Origin of the sequence: Brevibacillus nigriterrae (genome assembly GCF_049846925.1) — a bacterium.
Lineage (GTDB): Bacteria > Bacillota > Bacilli > Brevibacillales > Brevibacillaceae > Brevibacillus_H.
The window spans coordinates 22,017-38,368 of the sequence record NZ_JBNCMT010000013.1; the positions used below are offsets into that span (position 1 = coordinate 22,017).

The following is a 16,352-nucleotide window of genomic DNA, read 5'->3' on the forward strand; positions in this document are numbered from 1 at the left end:
CTATGGAAACGTTCTGGAGTCTTGTCAAAAAAGGAAATACATCGTCGGCTACTGCAGCAATCGGCAATACAGGATTAGCCATTGTCAAAGGAATAGCTGCAGCCATGAGTGGGAGTGGAGCCATGTTTGCCTCCGCCATGCACTCTGTTGCTGATGCGGTGAATCAGGGATTTGTTTTTGCAGGAAGTGTTCTTGCAGAGAAAAAACCGACCCCTCGATTTCCTTCAGGCTTTGGACGCGTAATCAATATTTTTTGCATGGTTGCTGTTATTGTTGTCACGATCATGGCATACGAAACGATTCGGGAGGGCATTCATCTGATCAGCCATCCCTCCCATGCTACAAATTTTTGGTTGAATTTTGGGGTTTTGGCATTAGCCATTGCGGTGGATGGATTTGTGCTGATCAAGGCGATGAAAGAGATTGTTCATGAGACAAGGGCCGAAGCAAGCGGGATGGGGGTTATTCCTGTAGCGTTTCGCAATGTAGGGAGAGCAGCTCCGCCTACACGGTTGGTTTTCTATGAAGATTTGGTTGCGACCACTGGAGCTTTGCTTGCATTGGTGGCAGTCATCATCGCTCAGTTCACCTCGTTTCAAATGTTTGACGGAATCGCTACGATATTGATTGGGTTATTGATGATTGGCGTCGCTTTCAAGGTTGGCTACGATAACATGGTAGGTTTAATTGGCGTAGCCGCACCGAAGGAAGTAGAAGATAAGGTGGCGAGCATTATCTTTTCCGATTCGTATGTTACGGATATCAATCGACTGCGGGTTTTACAGGAAGGCCGGTTTTACCATGTTGAAAGCTATATTGAGTTGAAGCCTGGCCTGACCTTGGCGGATGCAGATGATATCAAGTTTCGAGTCAAGGAAAAGCTGCTGGCTGACCCTGATATCGGTGATGTCACCTTAGGCATAATAGAAGATAATGGTGTGAAGGACTGGACAGGAAGCCAAGCCTGACTTACCTGAAAAAAGGGGGATGCGATATGCGTCCCTTTTTCGTTGGGATCCCAACAGACGACGCTCAGGACGTGCAAGTGTCGACGATGCAACACGGATGTTGCGTTTAGTCGACCGCCAGCGATAGCTTGTGTCTGGCGGGCCATGTGGGCATGGATGGATGGATGAAACCTGATCGAGGGTAAGCACGTAAAAAAGAAGTGTACAACAGGGAGGTGTCCGATTGGAGACGATCAATTGGTTACAAGATGAGCTGAAGGCGATTCAAATATGGGAGAATGAGCAGAAGGATTTATGGTTTTGGGAAAAAATCGGGAGATACCCATTTGTTTTACTGGATCGAATCACTCCCACGTTTGTCAAAGAGAAGCTTGGACAGGCGATCGACGAGTTATCTGGGTTTATCGAGAGCGGCGGGCGCTATCTTGTAAATGAGCAGGATGTGTTGAAGCATTTTCGGGAGCATGACGTCGATACAATTCGTGACATGGAGCAGTTGCCCATCCGCACAATGGATGCTACGGCAGAGACAATCATCGAGTCACATAAAAAAATGGCTACCGTCCAGGGAGCTACAACCGGAATCGGTGGTATTTTCACCCTGTTGATCGACATTCCTTTGATATTGGGGATATCCCTCAAAGTATTGCAAGAACTGGCCATTGTCTACGGGTACCATCCACATGAGAAAAAGGAACGGATTTTTATTGTGAAATGTTTGCAGTTCTCATCTTCGGATATTGTCGGGAAAAAAGCGATCATTGAAGACCTCGCCAGAATGGGAGAAGAGGATGCCCCGAACCAGACAATGTCGCAAATTCAGGGTTGGAGAGAAGTGTTAATTACATTCCGGGATAACTTTGGCTGGAAGAAGCTGTTTCAGATTATACCGATAGCAGGTATGATTTTTGGCGCCTACTTTAACCGAAAAAGTATCGAGGACGTGGCCGAAGTAGGAAAAATGATGTATCGCAAAAGACGAATCATTGAGAGGATAAACGCCGCAAAAGAGTAGGCCGTTGCTTTGCCCACCAAATTTCTTTTTGGTGGGCTTTTTACTGCTCTTGTTTATTTTCCTTTGGGATTCAAAAGAGGAAGCGTCACGGTAAATGTGCTGCCTTGATCCGGTTGGCTTTCAACAGAAATGGTTCCATGATGGGCATCGACAATCCACTTGGCAATGGCGAGTCCAAGGCCAGTGCCGCCATGTTGTCTCGTTCGAGTCTTGTCTACTCGATAAAACCGTTCGAAAATACGCTGTTGCTCGTCAGCAGGAATGCCAACCCCGGTGTCTTGTACGATAATGCGCAGGGCGGGGTGTTTGCCAACCTCAGCAGCATCGAGTGTAACATTGATCTTGCCACCTTTTGGTGTGTATTTCATCGCATTATCCAGCAGGATGTAGAGCAATTGCTTCACTCTCTCCTGATCTCCGTGAAGCAAGATGCTTGCTGGCGACTGTAGGTGGATAGTTAACCCTTTTGATAGGGCAAGGGGCTGTGTCGTCTGAAGCAGTTGCTCAATCGACGGAATGATGTCAAAGTAGTCCATCTTGAGTTCGGGATGTCCAGTATCGGAACGAGCAAGCGTCAATAAATCGCTGACGAGATTGGTCATTCGCTTTACTTCATCCTTCATATTGAACAACGTTTTCCGAGAAAAGTCCGAAAGATGATCCTCTTCCTCTATTTCCAGTACATCCAACGACGAGTGCAGCACACTAAGCGGAGTCCTGAGCTCGTGGGAAGCATCAGCAACAAATTCCCGCTGCCGTTGAAAGGAATTGCGAATCGGCACCATTGCACGTTTGGACATGTAGTAACTCAGGAAAACGGCAATCACTAGAAAAACAAAACCTAACACAATAAGAATGGTCAGAATTCGATAAACCAGCTCATTCAAAAAAGATACTTCTTTACCTGTATAGTAAATGGCTACCAGTTGATCTCCCTGATAGATAGCCTGACCTGTAACCATTAATTCAACTTCTCTGTCTCCGGGAGGAGGGCGGCGATCCGTTCTTTGCGGTGGAGGCGGGAGCCGCATGCCCACTTTGCGAATTTCATGCCGCTTCGGAACCCAGCCTTGGAGCTGCTGTAGAATATTCTTTTGGATTCGCGGAATAAACGTATTGCCAACGAGTAATTGTCCGTTTGCGTTTACTACATAAAAGAACGATTGGTTTGCGCTTTCCAGAGTCGACTGGAGATAAATCAGGTCCTCACGATCAAATACCCCATCTTGCAAGGAATCTCGGATCGAGTTCACCGCCTGTTCGGTATTTATCGATAATTGGCGTTCCTGGTCAAATGAAAGGACGGCATTGACCAGAAAATACACCGTAGAGATAAACAGTACGAGAAAAATCATGATGAGTGCGCAGTATTGGAGAACAAGACGATTTTGCGTCTGCACAAACATGTCTTTTTTCCATTCACGCAGCCGTAGAAGCCAATCAAGTTTCAAATTTATATCCCACCCCGCGAATGCTTTGAATGACGTCATTTTCGCTGTTCCAGTTCAGTTTTTTCCGAAGCAGTTTTACGGTCGCATCGATCGTCTTCAAAGAAACCTCGGATTCATAACCCCAGATTCGGTCATAGATGACTTCCCTCGATAACACTTGTCCTTTATTACGAATCAAAAGATCGAGCAATTGGTATTCTCTCGGGGTTAATTGTACTTCCTCTGCTCCATCAAAGACAGTCCGGTTCGTCAGGTTAATCACAATATTGTTGATTTGCACTTTCTGTTCCTGGATAGGAGCAAAGTTGCGGCGAGCCAGAGCACGAATCCTTGCCAGGAGCTCATCAATCTCAAAAGGCTTTACCAGATAATCATCTGCGCCCGCATCAAGGCCGATAATCCGATCTTCGAGAGCATCTTTTGCCGTCAACATGATGATCGCACCTGAATATCCGTCTTTTCGCAGACGATTGCAGATTTGGACACCCTCTTCACCCGGAAGCATCCAATCCAGTACCAGCACATCATAATGGGAAGCAGTAGCGTAATCGTACACGTCTGTCCCCTCTTGTAACCACTCTACCTGATACCCTCCCTTTTTCTTTAGGAGGTGGGCAATCAGTTCGCCTAACCTGATATCATCTTCAGCCAATAAAATATTCAAATTGTATTACACCCCTCTTGTATCGAAACACTCCTTACTTCTTCTGATTAAATAGTATCCTTCTACGGTGAAATTTAAGTGAAAAAAGAATTTCACCGTTTTTTCACCATCCTCATCTACAGTATGACCTATACAGTAACACACGAAATGAAAAAAAGGAGTAGCACGATGAAAATTAGCAGACAACTGCATTTGTGGATTGGATTGATTTGCTCCGTTCTCATTCTGATCGAATCAATTACCGGATTGCTGTTGGCAGAACCATGGTTAATCGGAGCGGAGCGAAGAGAAGGGATGAGACATCCTCAAGCTGTGATGGAAACCCGGACAATATCAGATCAACCAGCCAGTGCCGAAATGGTACAAACAGAGCCAACAGGCAACGAGACAACACAAGCTCAACCACCAACCAATCGGGTAGGTGAGCAGGCAGTCATTGAAGGAGAAGGTCGCATCGAGCAGGGTGGGCTGATGATGGTTGTTCGTCAACTTCATGAAGGAAGGATCGGCAGTATGAACGCGATATGGCTTGTAGACTTATCTGCTATTGCAATGATCTTCCTGACGATAACTGGAATTACCCTCTCGATCAAAACACTTCGTGCCCAAAGCATCCGACGTAAGAAACAAAACGGTTATGACCGTTTCGTTTGACCGCAAGCGGTCACATCCACTTTTATGAAAAACGTCGAGACGTTTTTCACAGAAAAAGGAAAACTTAAGCCAGAAATCAACTAGAAAAAAGGAGAGATATCTATCATGAAAAAAAAGCTCATGCCCGTCCTATCTACACTTCTGTTAGTGGGAATAGGAATTCTGCCTTCGAGCACCAACGCATCGATGTTAACCAAAACAATTCAGGCGAATTATCACGATGTCAAGGTAATGTACAATGGAACAGCCGTAACGACAGAGGTTGAGCCGTTTATCGTCAATGGCACTACATACATCCCCGTCCGCATGATGGCTGGTGTATTCAACAAGGACATTACCTGGAACGGTTCGACGTATACCATCAACGTCCAGGATCGGGTTGACCCTCGCATTGCTTCCCTGCAAGCAGAAATTGCTGAAAAGGACGCCAAAATCGAGGATTTGCAACAACAACTGGATGATCTGGAGGATGAAGAGGATGACGAGGACATCGATGATCTCATCAATGATTTGGAAGATGAGTTGAATGATAATTACGGAGATTATGCGGATTTGGAGTGGGATATTTCCATCAGTGGTGACGAGGACGATATTGATGTAGAAATTGAGATCGATCTGGATGAGTATGCAGCCGAATACGATGACTTGGATACAAGTGATATCGAAGACCTGATTGAAAGCATCACGGAGGATATCTGGTATGAATTCGAAGATGCCGATGTGAATGGCGTGATTATTGACACGTCAGAAGATGAAGAGTTGCATGATTTTTATGGAGATGCTTCTGAAGAAGAAATTGAGCTAGATGGAGAAGGGATTTAAATTTAATTGAAATTAATGTTGATTTTTTCACTTTAATTTCACCGAACCTATCTAAAGTAATACCTGTACAAAATCAACAACAATAACTTTCAAGGAGTGTAGTGAATATGAAAAAATTGGTTTCGAAATTAATGGTAGGTGCAGTTGTTCTTTCCGTATTGGCACCCTCGGCTTCCTATGCAGCAAACACGATTGAAAATTCGAATACGGCTACAGCACAAGTCCAACAGGAAAACAAACGTCAAGTGAAGCAGATGACTGCTGAAGAAAGACAAGCCAACCATGAGAAGCTTATGGAAATCATAAAAAAATATACCCCGGAGCTGGCTGATCAGTTCCAGGCGATCTTCGACGAACAGGAAGCAAACAGAGCCAAAATGGATGAGATCCGTGAGCAAGTAAAAGCAGGCACACTGACAAAAGAAGAAGCACAGGCGAAATTGAAGGAGTTAGGTCTGGACTTTGGTGATCGTGGCTTTGGTCACAAAGGCTTCGGTGGTAAAGAGTTGGACGAAGCAACAAAAGCAAAAGTAGATGAAATCCGAGAGCAAGTAAAAGCGGGCACACTGACAAAAGAAGAAGCACAGGCGAAGTTGAAGGAATTAGGCTTGGACTTTGGCCCTGGCTTTTGTGGACACAAAGATGGACACAATGGTCACTTTGCTCAATTGGACGAAGCCGTAACCAATAATGACGAAGCAAAAGTAAAAGAGATTTTGACGCAAATGTTAGCTGATTTGCAAGCACGTAACAAAACCAATAATTAATTCTTGAATCACTCGTTTGAAGCAGCCACACGCCCCCCTCGTGTGGCTTTTTTCCATTCTTTTGTGACGGCACTTCATAAATTTCACTGTTTTTTCACCGTTCTCATTTATTTTGGATGGAAAGAAAACAATGCCAAATAGGGGCGAGACACTGTGTTTCTATTTGGTTGGGAGGAAGTACGAGATGGCTGAACTGGTTAAATCAAATCCATTCCATGGCTTAAAACAAAAAGGCAAAAAGAAAATCATCGTGATCGGGCTGTCCGTATTATTGGTTTCGGGTGCAGGCGTATTTGCCTATCAACAGTGGATGGCACCACAACAAACATCTACCGTGATGCGAATGGAGTCGGTCAAGCGAGGGGATGTAACCGAGTCAATCGCTTCATCTGGTACGGTTCAAGCATCCAAACGGATTTCATTATCACCGAATGCAGACGAGGCAACCACGATTACGGCGATTCATGTCAAGGTAGGAGACGAAGTAAAAGCAGGACAGGTGCTGGCAACGCTGGACGATGCAGCCGCTCGCATCCAGGTCATTGCGGCTGAAGCCCGTCTTCTCTCTGCCAAGGCGAAGCTGACAGAAGCGCAAAAAGCGAAAACGACGGCAGAACTGAAAACATTGCAGGCGAAAGTGACGCAGACCAAAGCGGCATGGGATGCAGCACAAAAAGGCTACAGCACACAAAAAGCACTAACTTCTTTGGAAAAAGCAAAAACCAGTCTGCAAAACGCACAGAACACGTACAATACACAAAAAAATCTGTTTGAAGCAGGGATTATCTCAAAAAATGAATGGGATCAGGCCAAGACCAGTGTAGAACAAGCCCAGCTTGAGTACAACGCAGCCGTATTGGAAAACAACCAGACACAAGGACAGTTGCAAAGTGAAATAGAGCAAGCACAAGCTGCATACGAAACAGCAGTATCTGATTTAAATGAAGCCAAATCAGGCACGGATGTTTCCACTATACAAACGGCGCAGGCTGAAGTAGAGCAAGCAGCCGCCGATCTTCAGGAGAAGAAAGATATTCTCAACAATTTAATTGTCAAAGCACCCATCGACGGGATGATCGTTGAGATTAACGGGAATCTAGGAGAAGTTCCTTCACAGCCGTTTATCGTGATGGACAATTCCAATTCTGGAAATCTGGAGGTTCTGGCACAAATCAGCGAAAGCGATATTGGCAAAGTGAAAGAGGGCCTGACCTCAACATTCACCACCAACTCTTTTTCTGACAAGGAATTCAAGGGTAAAGTAACGCTGGTTTATCCGGAAGCGACGACTGACTCTGGTGTCACTAGCTACAAGGTGTTGCTTTCTGTCGACAACAAAGATCGACTGCTGAAAACCGGGATGAGCATGAATGTAAATATTGAAGTGGGCACCCACAAGGATGTCCTGTATGTACCTGTAGCTGCGTTGAAAACACAAAATGGAAAAGATGGCGTGTTTGTCAGCACTAGCCAATCCTCGGATAACCCGGCTGGCAGCGAGCAGGGCAGAATGCCTTATCGGTTTGTGCCAGTCACGGTTGGCTACTACAGTTCAGATAAGGTAGAGATTACTTCAGGTCTGAATGAAGGAGACAAAATCGTACTGACGATGAATAATACATCCCAGACTTCAACCAACAGAAATCAGCCAAACGGCATGGGAATTCCGGGATTGGGAGGTCCAGGCATGGGAGGTGCTGGAGGAATGGGAGGTCAAGGTGGCTCGACAAGGGGAAATCGCTAAGATGAGAACAGTCATTGAAATCGAAGGATTAAAAAAAGTGTACGTCATTGGGGAACAGGAGATTCAGGCTCTGCGGGGAGTCAATCTCACTATTGAGGAAGGGGATTTCGTAGCCATCATGGGTCCCTCGGGCTCTGGTAAGTCGACCATGATGAATGTGATTGGCTGCCTGGATCAACCGACATCGGGAGAGTTTTATCTCGATGGACACCCTGTTTCAAAGGCACATGATGATGAACTGGCTGCGATACGCAATCGAAAAATCGGCTTTGTTTTTCAAAATTTTAATCTGCTCCCCCGAACAAGTGCTGTCGATAATGTGGAGCTGCCACTTTTATATGCAGGAGTACCTGCCAAAGAGCGCAGGGAAAGAGCAATCCAATCTCTGGTGGACGTAGGGCTTGGCAATCGGTTGTTTAACAAGCCAAATGAGCTTTCCGGCGGACAACAACAACGTGTTTCGATTGCTCGGGCTTTGGTCAATGATCCGGTCATCTTGCTAGCCGATGAGCCGACAGGTGCACTGGACACGAAAACCAGTGTGGAAATTATGAGCATCTTTCAACAGTTAAACGAAATGGGCAAAACGATTATTCTGGTTACCCACGAACCTGATATTGCTGAACATGCCAAACGGATTGTTCGTTTTCGAGACGGACAAATCGTTTCAGATGAAAACGTGACAGATAGAAGATGGGCGAAACCCGAGGAAGTGATGACATGAATTTTGTGGAGAGTCTGTATGTATCCCTGCGAAGTATCCGAACAAACAAACTGCGATCCTTCCTGACGATGCTTGGCATCATTATCGGTGTCTCTGCTGTTATCGCCATGGTTGCGATCGGTGAGGGTGCTTCGTCGAATGTAACCTCACAAATCAATAATCTGGGGAGCAATCTGTTGATTGTCTCACCCGGTCAGGCAAGGCAAGGTCAAATCAGTCTGGGATCGGGCTCGTTGAATACGCTGACGTTGGAGGATGCCAAGGCGTTGGAAGGTATTGATGCGGTCTCAGCGGTTGCCCCCAGTGTGAATGCTCGTGCACAATTGGTCTGGCGCAATAAAAACTACTCTACTTCCCTCGAGGGCACGACCGAATCCTATCCCGAGGTTCGGAATGTAGAGGTGCAACAGGGGAGATTCTTTAATCATTTTGAAGTGGATGGACAGTCCAATGTCGTGGTAGTGGGAACCGAGGTAATCACCAATTTGTTTGGTTCTGAAAATGCCAATCCCATTGGACAAACCGTTCAAATTAACCGAATTCCCTTCCAGATCATTGGCGTGTTAACGAGCAAAGGCAGTTCTGGCATGACCAATAACGACGATAAAGTCATTGTACCCATTACAACGGCGATGAACCGGCTGACTGGGAGCAAAAAAGTAGGCAGCATCTATATTTCAGCCGATTCTTCTGAGGTGATGGCGGAAGCACAGTTCGAGGTGCAGAACAAGTTACGAGCTCAGCATAATCTCATGCCGAGAGAAACAGATGATTTCCAGATTCGGTCGCAATCAGAAATCCTCAGTACGGCACAAAGTATCACAGGCGTAATGACCACACTCCTGTCGGGGATAGCCGCCATCTCCCTTGTTGTAGGGGGAATTGGAATCATGAACATCATGCTTGTCTCGGTAACGGAACGAACGCGGGAAATCGGGATACGTAAAGCCATTGGTGCTACTCGTTGGGACATCTTGCGGCAGTTCCTGATTGAATCGATTACGCTCAGTTTGCTGGGGGGAATTGCAGGGATTGTCATTGGAGTGGGAGCGGCCTATCTCATCAGCAACATTGCAGGATTAACGACAACGATCAGCTTGTCTCCGATCCTCTATGCGTTTATGTCTTCCATGCTGGTTGGGGTTGTTTTCGGTGTGTACCCCGCCCGCAAAGCTGCTCAGCTCAAGCCGATTGATGCATTACGCTACGAATAGGTATGATGTCAGGTCATCTGGATCATCGATAGAGGAGAGAAGAAACATGAATCAGAAAATAAAATGGACTGGGTTGACTCTTGCTGCCATTTGTCTGGTAAGCAGCACACCCGTATGGGCCGTACAGTCTGCGGCACAAACACAAACGACTGTCCTGTCTCAAACCCAAGCACAAACTCAAACCCAATCTCAAGTCGAAACGCAAGAAAAGGATTTACCTCTAGCCGAAGCAGTGGAAATCGCACTTGCATCCAATCACGAACTGAATATGATGCGAATTGACGTGCAAAATGCCGACCTCAATGCCAGACTGGTCAACAAGCAGATTGACAGTATCAAGGCAGATTCGATTGAGTCATTGGATGCTGCCAAGCAAAAATACTATAACGATGCCCAGACGCAAATGACCAAGAAGTTTAACCAATTGGAGTTAAAAGCAGCAGAAAGAAAAACCAGACTGGAAGTGCAAAAGCTGTACTATGCAGCCATCAAGGCAGAAAAGGAAAAAGACCAACAGATACAAAGCCTAACTCGCACAGAAACCACACTCAAGATGGCAAACGAAAAATTGAAAGCAGGTACAGCTTCCAAAATTGACGTGATGCAGGCGGAGGTTGGAGTTGCCAATGCCAAGGCAGCGTTGGAGTCGGCGAATAATGCGGTCACCACAGCCATGCAAAATCTAAATCTGTATTTGGGAACGGAGCTTGACCAGACGTGGAAGCTAAAGGATACAGCACAACAACTGAACATTCAGCTTTCCAGCCTAGAGCAGACAATCGAGACGGCACTGAAACAACGCTATGAAATCGAGCAGAGTGCAGAGGAAGAAAAATTGGCACAACTGAATCTCGAACTCTATGACAAGTACCTGTCACTTGCAACCTATCAGGGCGAAGTGGCCAAGAACAACCTCATCAAGGCCAAGGCAGAAACGGAACAGACCAAACGCAACCTGATCGTTGAAGTGACACAAGCCTATCAAAATCTGCTTTCCTATCAAAACAGTATGGAAATGTACAAGAAATCAAGGGACCTCGCTCTGCAAAACTACAATGCGACCAGAATTCGCTATGAGAACGGACTGGCCACTTCATTTGACGTAGTAGAAGCAGAAGAAGAAGTAACCAAAAGTGAAAATCAATATAACAATGCCATGAATAACTACAATATTGCTTATCTTACGCTGCAAAATGTCATGGGGTCTTGAGTCAGTCTTCCCAGTTCAGGCAATAGTTCGCAGGAAGGTCATCGAGTTTGAACTCGGTGATCTTTTTTTTACTGAACTCGCCAATCAACATTTGTATTTTATATTGTATTATTTGTATAATATAACAAACGAATTTGAACAAGTGAAAAAAGGGGGCGGCAACGAGTGGAAGCAATACACATTACGCTCGGACACAATCTGGAGAAAATCCGGAAAAAACGTGGTCTCAGCCTGGATAAGGTTGCTGAGTTGACGGGTGTGAGTAAAGGAATGCTGCATCAGATTGAACGGGGGGAATCGCAACCAACCGTTACCACGGTATGGAAAATTGCTACAGGGCTGAACCTGTCTTTTTCAACATTAATTAAACAGGATGAGACTGCTGTCCAGGTTGTCACTCGTCCCAAAACCCCCCACATCACAGAGGATAACGGTAGATGCAGGGTTTACCTGCTGTTTGGTTTTGATCCGCAAACTCGTTGCGAAATGTTTACAATCGAGTTGAGTCCCAAAGGAAACTACCAATCCCAGCCTCATAATGAAGGGGTTCAAGAGTTCATTACAGTGGTTTCTGGAACATTCACACTGCAACTGAGAGATGAAGAGTACCATTTGTCAGCAGGGGATGCGATCCGATTCACAGGTAACGTTACCCATCGATATATCAATCAAACAGAAGAAGATGTCGTAATTCAAGTTGTCATGCATTATGCAGAAACCTAAATCAAACGTCGAAGACATTATCAACATTTCAAAAAGGGAGTGATCGTATGACCAAAAAACTGTTCTGGGAGAATCCTTATTTGTCCCAATTGGATACACGGATTGCAAGTGTGAATGAGAATGAAATAACGGTGGAGCAAACTATTTTTTATGCGCTGTCTGGCGGGCAAGAAAGCGACACAGGCACGATTGGCGGCAAACGAGTGCTACAGGCTCGCAAACAGGGACAGGAGATTGTTTATACCATGGAAGAAGGGCACAGCTTGCAAGTAGGGGATCAAGTGCAAATGAGCATCGACTGGGAGAGACGGTACCGATTAATGCGTCTTCACTTTGCTGCAGAACTGGTGCTGGAGATGGCGTACAAACATTTGCAGTCAATCGAAAAAATTGGTGCACATATTGCCGAGGATAAGGCACGAATTGATTTTATTTGGGGAGAAAATATCTCCAGAGCCTTTCCCGTCATACAGAGCGAAGCGCAGGAAATCATTGCGGGTAACAAGGAGATAATCAGTGCTTTCAGTGATGTGGAGAATGGCAGAAGGTATTGGGAAGTGAATGAGGTTGGACGGGTTCCTTGTGGAGGGACGCATCTCAAGAGCACAGGTGAAGTGGGAGAGCTTGCGCTGAAGCGGGTCAACATCGGAAAGGGTAAGGAGAGAATTGAAATATACGTAAAATGAGTGCAAAAAATTATTTCAGTTATGCAAAAAATTTGAAGGCTGGCTGCACATGAAAAACTGCCGAAATAGCGTCATGCTAATCGGCAGTTTTGTCATCTTCGATCCTAATCGCTTCCCAAACTGATTTGCGACAACTCTTCAGACACGCTCGCTACAACCATTTTGGGAGACACCTGTTGGCCCTTGCTCACGAGCAAAGAGGTAAGTGTGCCGCCAAAGGAAGAAAATACTTCGACGACAGATCCACTCAACGTTCTCACCGTGAACAATGCACTTCTTTCATATACGTATTCTTTTTCACTGGAATGAATCTGTTGCACCACCCCATGGTACGGGCAAGTCACTTCGAAAGAAACGATCATCTCAGTTTACCCCCTTCTTATTCATCTTCACTGCTGATTTGTGTCAGTTCACCATAGGCTGGATATAATGTGTTTTGGAAAAACTGCTTCACGATTGAATAATCTTTTGGATGAATGCTGAGCTGCTCCAGCCACTGCGAAGAAATGCTTACATCACTGGCAGAAAGCAGGACGGCTTTTAATGTTTGGATACACACAATTAAGCTGCTTCCCTGAAACTTCCTGGTGAATGTTACTGCAAAATCATACCGCTGGCTGTCAGTTACAAAAGAGACAAACCGTGTTATTGGGCGTTCTGTTTCGTCGTACAGGTATTCCATTGGCATCAGGTTCCCCTCCATCTATTTTTTGAAATGGTTACCTTTATGTAATGCAAATCTGATGCCAAGTGTCGGAAAATTCGTAAAGTATTCATAATAATCCAGAAAAAACGGAAGTGGTTGGAGTACATTGGTCGTAAGGAGGTGTTAATGATGAAAGCACTTTATAAGTCAGAGGTACATAAGGAGCTTTTGAAATATAAAAACGAGGAACAGGATGAAAGGATCACAGAGAAGGACATCTCTCATCTGCCTCGGCCTGTTCGCACCTATTTTCGTTATTGCGGCTATTTGGGGCAAGTCAAAATGAAGAACGCCGAGATTGTCTGGGATGAATTTAATCTGAGGCTGGCGCCTAACAAGCCATGGATGAAAGTAAAAAGCAAACAATTCAACTCCGTTCCCGAGCCTGCCCGGATCGCCTATATGAACAGCAGAATGATGGGAATTGTTCCTTTTGAAGGCAGGGACAAGTATCAGGATGGGCATGGCAATATGCGGATCAAACTGTTGAAATGGTTCCAGGTTGCCGATGCAAAGGGGACGGAAATGGATGAATCAGCGCTAGTAACGCTGCTTGCAGAGACCCTGCTCGTTCCATCATATGCATTACAACCTTACATGACATGGACATCCATCGATCATTACACAGCGAAAGCAGAGATTCAGCACAACGACCATAACGTAAGCGGAATCTTTACTTTTAACGGGCAGGGAGAATTCATTCGATTTGAGACCAATGATCGGTACTACTCAGAAAAAGGAACCGAATATAAAAAGCTCAAATGGTCTGTCGTTGCAAGCAATTATATCGACAACAACCGTATGAAATACCCTTCTTGCATACAGGCGATGTGGCATCTGGATCAGGAGGTGTATTTGTATTTTACTGGTATCATACGTTCAATTAATTACAATATAACAATGATAACGTGAGAAATTTTGAAGCTTTTCTAACCAAAAATAGTAAAAAATAATAAGTTGTTAAAATGCTTTACAGCAAAATGGAAACAGGTGTAATATTACAAATGTAAACTTACCTACTAGTAAGTAAGTCTAAATATAAAAACAATTCCAAAAGGATAGGTGAAAGATTATGAAAAAAATCCAATTAGCGGTAGCCTGTGCTCTTCTCGTAAGCTCTCTTTCTATGGCAGGTGGAGCATTTGCAAAGGAAAAAGAAGGTGCTCGTGAAGATTACGTAGGAAAAACTACCTTTACTGTAAAAAGTCTTGAATCAGCTCCAGCTTCAACTGTAGATGCGAAAACAGAAGACAACAAAGAAGAAGCGAAAGCAGAGGAAACAAAAGCAGAAGAAAGCAAACCAGCAACTAGTGAAGTGACCAAGCAAGACAACACAATCACTATGATTTACTTTGGTGATGGTGGAAAAAACGAGAAGTAATCGCTGATGAAAGCTTGTCTTGACACGTATCGGAAACGTAAATTAAGATAGCGGCATGGATAATCGTAAATCTCAAATCATCGAGTTAGCCTTAAGACTCATCCAACAAAAAGGGTATGTTGCGTTTAGTTATGATGACTTAGCCAAACAATTAGGCGTCACCAAAGCAAGCATTCACTACCACTTTGAAAAAAAGGAGGATCTGGGTATTGCTGTTTGTGAAAAGATTCAGCAGAATCTCAGAAGCGTCTTTGCTTCGATCCACCTGCATCCAACTTTAGAAGAGAAGTATGAACATTATGTTTCGGAGCGCTCCGGTTTGCTGCATGCGAATGAAATATGTGCGATTGCTTCCTTGCAAACGGATTTTGAATCTCTTCCTGCCAGCCTTCAAGAGAGATTGAAGGAATTGAGCCAAATGGAACTAAGCTTCTTGTCCAAGATCTTGAAAGAAGCTAGTGAAGAGGGGAGAATTCGACAGTTCGAAGAATTGGATGAAGTGGCTATTACGATTCTATGCTGTCTAAAAGGCGCTTTCCAATATGATCGTGTCTTGGGAGAAAACTTTGTTTCTATTGTTTCCAAACAAATAGCTCGCCTGCTAAAGTAGGCGAGCTTTATTTTTTTATACGAAAACACAACTGCTTTAACAAATTAAAGCAGTTGTGTTTTTTCATTTTGGTAATAAGAAAAATGCTTGTCCTTTGCAAGCTGTCAGGGAGACCTTCGAAAAGGACAACGTTTTTCTTTTATATACGAAATACGTATCCTTGCCCTCTCACTGTTTGTATATATCGTGGATTGGAGGGGTCCTCCCCCAGTTTCTTTCGCAGATTACTGATATGTACAAGAACGGTTCGATTATCTCCGTAACTGCTCGAGCCCCATATTTCATGATAGAGCTGTTCTAACGTGAATACTCTGTTAGGATTCCTGGCAAATAAAAACAGAAATTCTCTCTCTTTCGCCGGCAACGAAATGTGGCGTCCTGCTACGATGACTTCTTTTGTGCTGAAATTGATGTTCAAATCATCAAGTGAAAGCTGGTCACCCTTCGGCGGAAAACGGCGGAAAATGGCCTTGATCAAGGCAAAGAGGACCTCAGGTTTATAAGGTCTTATGACAAAATGATCTCCTCCCATTTCTAATCCCCTGACAACATTGCTCATACTCTGCTGATCTGCGAGAAACAGAATAGGCACCTCCGATTTGCTGCGAATGACTCGACAAATCTCCAGGCTTCCTTTATAGGAAAGAGATACATCCAACAATACTAAATCTGGATTGACAGCAGTCAAAACCTCTGATGCTGAATCTCCATCTTCAGAGCTGTATACGTGATAGCCATTGGTTTTGAGAATGCCTTCTAGCTCATAATGATATTTTATTTTTTCTGCAAAAAATAATATCTTGCCAGAAGACATGTCGCTCCTCCTGAAGATGAATGGTAAAGAAATTTTAGAAAATCTTTAGAAAATAAATCAATAAAGAATGATATAGTTGTTTCGTTAGTTCTAAAATACTGTGTTCAATACATCGTTTAGGACTATACTACTACATATTATTACTTTACCAACTAAAAATTACAATAATTATTATTATAAAAAAATAATTTGAATCAGG

The 16,352-nt window shown here is 44.4% G+C and carries 19 protein-coding genes; 14 read left to right on the plus strand and 5 right to left on the minus strand.

The window, feature by feature from the left end; all coding sequences use genetic code 11:
• Positions 1-2 precede the first annotated feature (2 nt).
• Together ACPW7N_RS11495 and ACPW7N_RS11500 are read left to right on the plus strand one after the other, a co-directional pair.
• The gene (locus ACPW7N_RS11495; RefSeq protein WP_425651225.1) at positions 3-968 is read left to right on the plus strand and encodes a cation diffusion facilitator family transporter; all 966 of its coding nucleotides are present in this window, start codon (positions 3-5) and stop codon (positions 966-968) included.
• A gap of 223 nt (positions 969-1,191) precedes the next feature.
• Positions 1,192-1,983: an EcsC family protein gene (locus tag ACPW7N_RS11500; RefSeq protein ID WP_425651226.1), complete on the plus strand. Its 792-nt coding sequence runs from the start codon at positions 1,192-1,194 to the stop codon at positions 1,981-1,983.
• 53 nt (positions 1,984-2,036) lie between these two features.
• Here ACPW7N_RS11500 and ACPW7N_RS11505 read toward each other — a convergent pair whose 3' ends face one another.
• Complete coding sequence (locus ACPW7N_RS11505) at positions 2,037-3,434, minus strand: sensor histidine kinase (RefSeq protein WP_425651227.1); 1,398 nt, start codon at positions 3,432-3,434, stop codon at positions 2,037-2,039.
• Positions 3,424-4,098, minus strand: a complete 675-nt coding sequence (locus tag ACPW7N_RS11510) for a response regulator transcription factor (RefSeq protein ID WP_425651228.1) — start codon at positions 4,096-4,098, stop codon at positions 3,424-3,426. The genes ACPW7N_RS11505 and ACPW7N_RS11510 overlap by 11 nt, the downstream gene beginning before the upstream one ends.
• Positions 4,099-4,266: 168 nt before the next feature.
• On the opposite strand from ACPW7N_RS11510, the gene ACPW7N_RS11515 reads away from it, so the two are divergent.
• The 9 genes from ACPW7N_RS11515 to ACPW7N_RS11555 all read left to right on the plus strand — a co-directional run bounded on the left by ACPW7N_RS11515 (position 4,267) and on the right by ACPW7N_RS11555 (position 12,642).
• Positions 4,267-4,752, plus strand: a complete 486-nt coding sequence (locus tag ACPW7N_RS11515) for a PepSY-associated TM helix domain-containing protein (RefSeq protein WP_425651229.1) — start codon at positions 4,267-4,269, stop codon at positions 4,750-4,752.
• 105 nt (positions 4,753-4,857) lie between these two features.
• The gene (locus tag ACPW7N_RS11520) at positions 4,858-5,574 is read left to right on the plus strand and encodes a stalk domain-containing protein (protein WP_425651230.1); all 717 of its coding nucleotides are present in this window, start codon (positions 4,858-4,860) and stop codon (positions 5,572-5,574) included.
• A gap of 107 nt (positions 5,575-5,681) precedes the next feature.
• Entirely contained in the window at positions 5,682-6,341 is a 660-nt protein-coding gene (locus tag ACPW7N_RS11525; RefSeq protein ID WP_425651231.1) for a hypothetical protein, read from the plus strand.
• Positions 6,342-6,525: 184 nt separating this feature from the next.
• Positions 6,526-8,085 carry an efflux RND transporter periplasmic adaptor subunit gene (locus tag ACPW7N_RS11530; protein ID WP_425651232.1) on the plus strand — a complete coding sequence of 520 codons (1,560 nt, stop codon included), beginning with the start codon at positions 6,526-6,528 and terminating at the stop codon, positions 8,083-8,085.
• Position 8,086: 1 nt separating this feature from the next.
• Positions 8,087-8,809, plus strand: coding sequence for an ABC transporter ATP-binding protein (locus ACPW7N_RS11535; RefSeq protein ID WP_425651324.1), 723 nt, complete (start codon positions 8,087-8,089; stop codon positions 8,807-8,809).
• A complete protein-coding gene (locus ACPW7N_RS11540) occupies positions 8,806-10,023 on the plus strand; it encodes an ABC transporter permease (RefSeq protein ID WP_425651233.1) in 1,218 nt (405 codons plus the stop codon). Before ACPW7N_RS11535 ends, ACPW7N_RS11540 begins: the two co-directional genes overlap by 4 nt.
• Before the next feature lie 46 nt (positions 10,024-10,069).
• Positions 10,070-11,233: a TolC family protein gene (locus ACPW7N_RS11545; protein WP_425651234.1), complete on the plus strand. Its 1,164-nt coding sequence runs from the start codon at positions 10,070-10,072 to the stop codon at positions 11,231-11,233.
• A 165-nt stretch (positions 11,234-11,398) separates the two neighbouring features.
• On the plus strand, positions 11,399-11,956 hold the full coding sequence (locus ACPW7N_RS11550; RefSeq protein WP_425651235.1) for a helix-turn-helix domain-containing protein: 558 nt from the start codon (positions 11,399-11,401) through the stop codon (positions 11,954-11,956).
• The gene (locus ACPW7N_RS11555; protein WP_425651325.1) at positions 11,893-12,642 is read left to right on the plus strand and encodes an alanine--tRNA ligase-related protein; all 750 of its coding nucleotides are present in this window, start codon (positions 11,893-11,895) and stop codon (positions 12,640-12,642) included. The genes ACPW7N_RS11550 and ACPW7N_RS11555 overlap by 64 nt, the downstream gene beginning before the upstream one ends.
• Positions 12,643-12,746: 104 nt before the next feature.
• Here the strand turns inward: ACPW7N_RS11555 and ACPW7N_RS11560 are convergent, their stop codons facing one another.
• Together ACPW7N_RS11560 and ACPW7N_RS11565 are read right to left on the minus strand one after the other, a co-directional pair.
• Positions 12,747-13,004 carry a biotin/lipoyl attachment domain-containing protein gene (locus tag ACPW7N_RS11560; RefSeq protein ID WP_425651236.1) on the minus strand — a complete coding sequence of 86 codons (258 nt, stop codon included), beginning with the start codon at positions 13,002-13,004 and terminating at the stop codon, positions 12,747-12,749.
• A gap of 17 nt (positions 13,005-13,021) precedes the next feature.
• A complete protein-coding gene (locus ACPW7N_RS11565; protein WP_425651237.1) occupies positions 13,022-13,330 on the minus strand; it encodes an SAV0927 family protein in 309 nt (102 codons plus the stop codon).
• Between the two features lie 144 nt (positions 13,331-13,474).
• Between ACPW7N_RS11565 and ACPW7N_RS11570 the strand changes: the two genes are divergently transcribed.
• The 3 genes from ACPW7N_RS11570 (at position 13,475) to ACPW7N_RS11580 (ending at position 15,339) form a co-directional block, all read left to right on the plus strand.
• The gene (locus ACPW7N_RS11570; protein ID WP_425651238.1) at positions 13,475-14,260 is read left to right on the plus strand and encodes a DUF6544 family protein; all 786 of its coding nucleotides are present in this window, start codon (positions 13,475-13,477) and stop codon (positions 14,258-14,260) included.
• Between the two features lie 160 nt (positions 14,261-14,420).
• A complete protein-coding gene (locus ACPW7N_RS11575; RefSeq protein WP_425651239.1) occupies positions 14,421-14,729 on the plus strand; it encodes a hypothetical protein in 309 nt (102 codons plus the stop codon).
• 55 nt (positions 14,730-14,784) lie between these two features.
• Positions 14,785-15,339 (plus strand): TetR/AcrR family transcriptional regulator, encoded by a 555-nt coding sequence (locus ACPW7N_RS11580; RefSeq protein WP_425651240.1) that lies wholly within the window; start codon positions 14,785-14,787, stop codon positions 15,337-15,339.
• Positions 15,340-15,478: 139 nt separating this feature from the next.
• On the opposite strand, the gene ACPW7N_RS11585 is transcribed toward ACPW7N_RS11580, so the two are convergent.
• Positions 15,479-16,153: a response regulator transcription factor gene (locus ACPW7N_RS11585; RefSeq protein ID WP_425651241.1), complete on the minus strand. Its 675-nt coding sequence runs from the start codon at positions 16,151-16,153 to the stop codon at positions 15,479-15,481.
• Between the last annotated feature and the right edge of the window lie 199 nt (positions 16,154-16,352).

Coding starts and splice junctions, on each gene's coding strand:
- ACPW7N_RS11495 (WP_425651225.1), top strand. CDS start 3: ATGGAAACGTTCTGGAGTCTTGTCAAAAAAGGAAATACATCGTCGGCT.
- ACPW7N_RS11515 (WP_425651229.1), top strand. CDS start 4,267: ATGAAAATTAGCAGACAACTGCATTTGTGGATTGGATTGATTTGCTCC.
- ACPW7N_RS11520 (WP_425651230.1), top strand. CDS start 4,858: ATGAAAAAAAAGCTCATGCCCGTCCTATCTACACTTCTGTTAGTGGGA.
- ACPW7N_RS11525 (WP_425651231.1), top strand. CDS start 5,682: ATGAAAAAATTGGTTTCGAAATTAATGGTAGGTGCAGTTGTTCTTTCC.
- ACPW7N_RS11530 (WP_425651232.1), top strand. CDS start 6,526: ATGGCTGAACTGGTTAAATCAAATCCATTCCATGGCTTAAAACAAAAA.
- ACPW7N_RS11535 (WP_425651324.1), top strand. CDS start 8,087: ATGAGAACAGTCATTGAAATCGAAGGATTAAAAAAAGTGTACGTCATT.
- ACPW7N_RS11540 (WP_425651233.1), top strand. CDS start 8,806: ATGAATTTTGTGGAGAGTCTGTATGTATCCCTGCGAAGTATCCGAACA.
- ACPW7N_RS11545 (WP_425651234.1), top strand. CDS start 10,070: ATGAATCAGAAAATAAAATGGACTGGGTTGACTCTTGCTGCCATTTGT.
- ACPW7N_RS11560 (WP_425651236.1), bottom strand. CDS start 13,004: ATGATCGTTTCTTTCGAAGTGACTTGCCCGTACCATGGGGTGGTGCAA.
- ACPW7N_RS11565 (WP_425651237.1), bottom strand. CDS start 13,330: ATGCCAATGGAATACCTGTACGACGAAACAGAACGCCCAATAACACGG.
- ACPW7N_RS11570 (WP_425651238.1), top strand. CDS start 13,475: ATGATGAAAGCACTTTATAAGTCAGAGGTACATAAGGAGCTTTTGAAA.
- ACPW7N_RS11575 (WP_425651239.1), top strand. CDS start 14,421: ATGAAAAAAATCCAATTAGCGGTAGCCTGTGCTCTTCTCGTAAGCTCT.
- ACPW7N_RS11580 (WP_425651240.1), top strand. CDS start 14,785: ATGGATAATCGTAAATCTCAAATCATCGAGTTAGCCTTAAGACTCATC.
- ACPW7N_RS11585 (WP_425651241.1), bottom strand. CDS start 16,153: ATGTCTTCTGGCAAGATATTATTTTTTGCAGAAAAAATAAAATATCAT.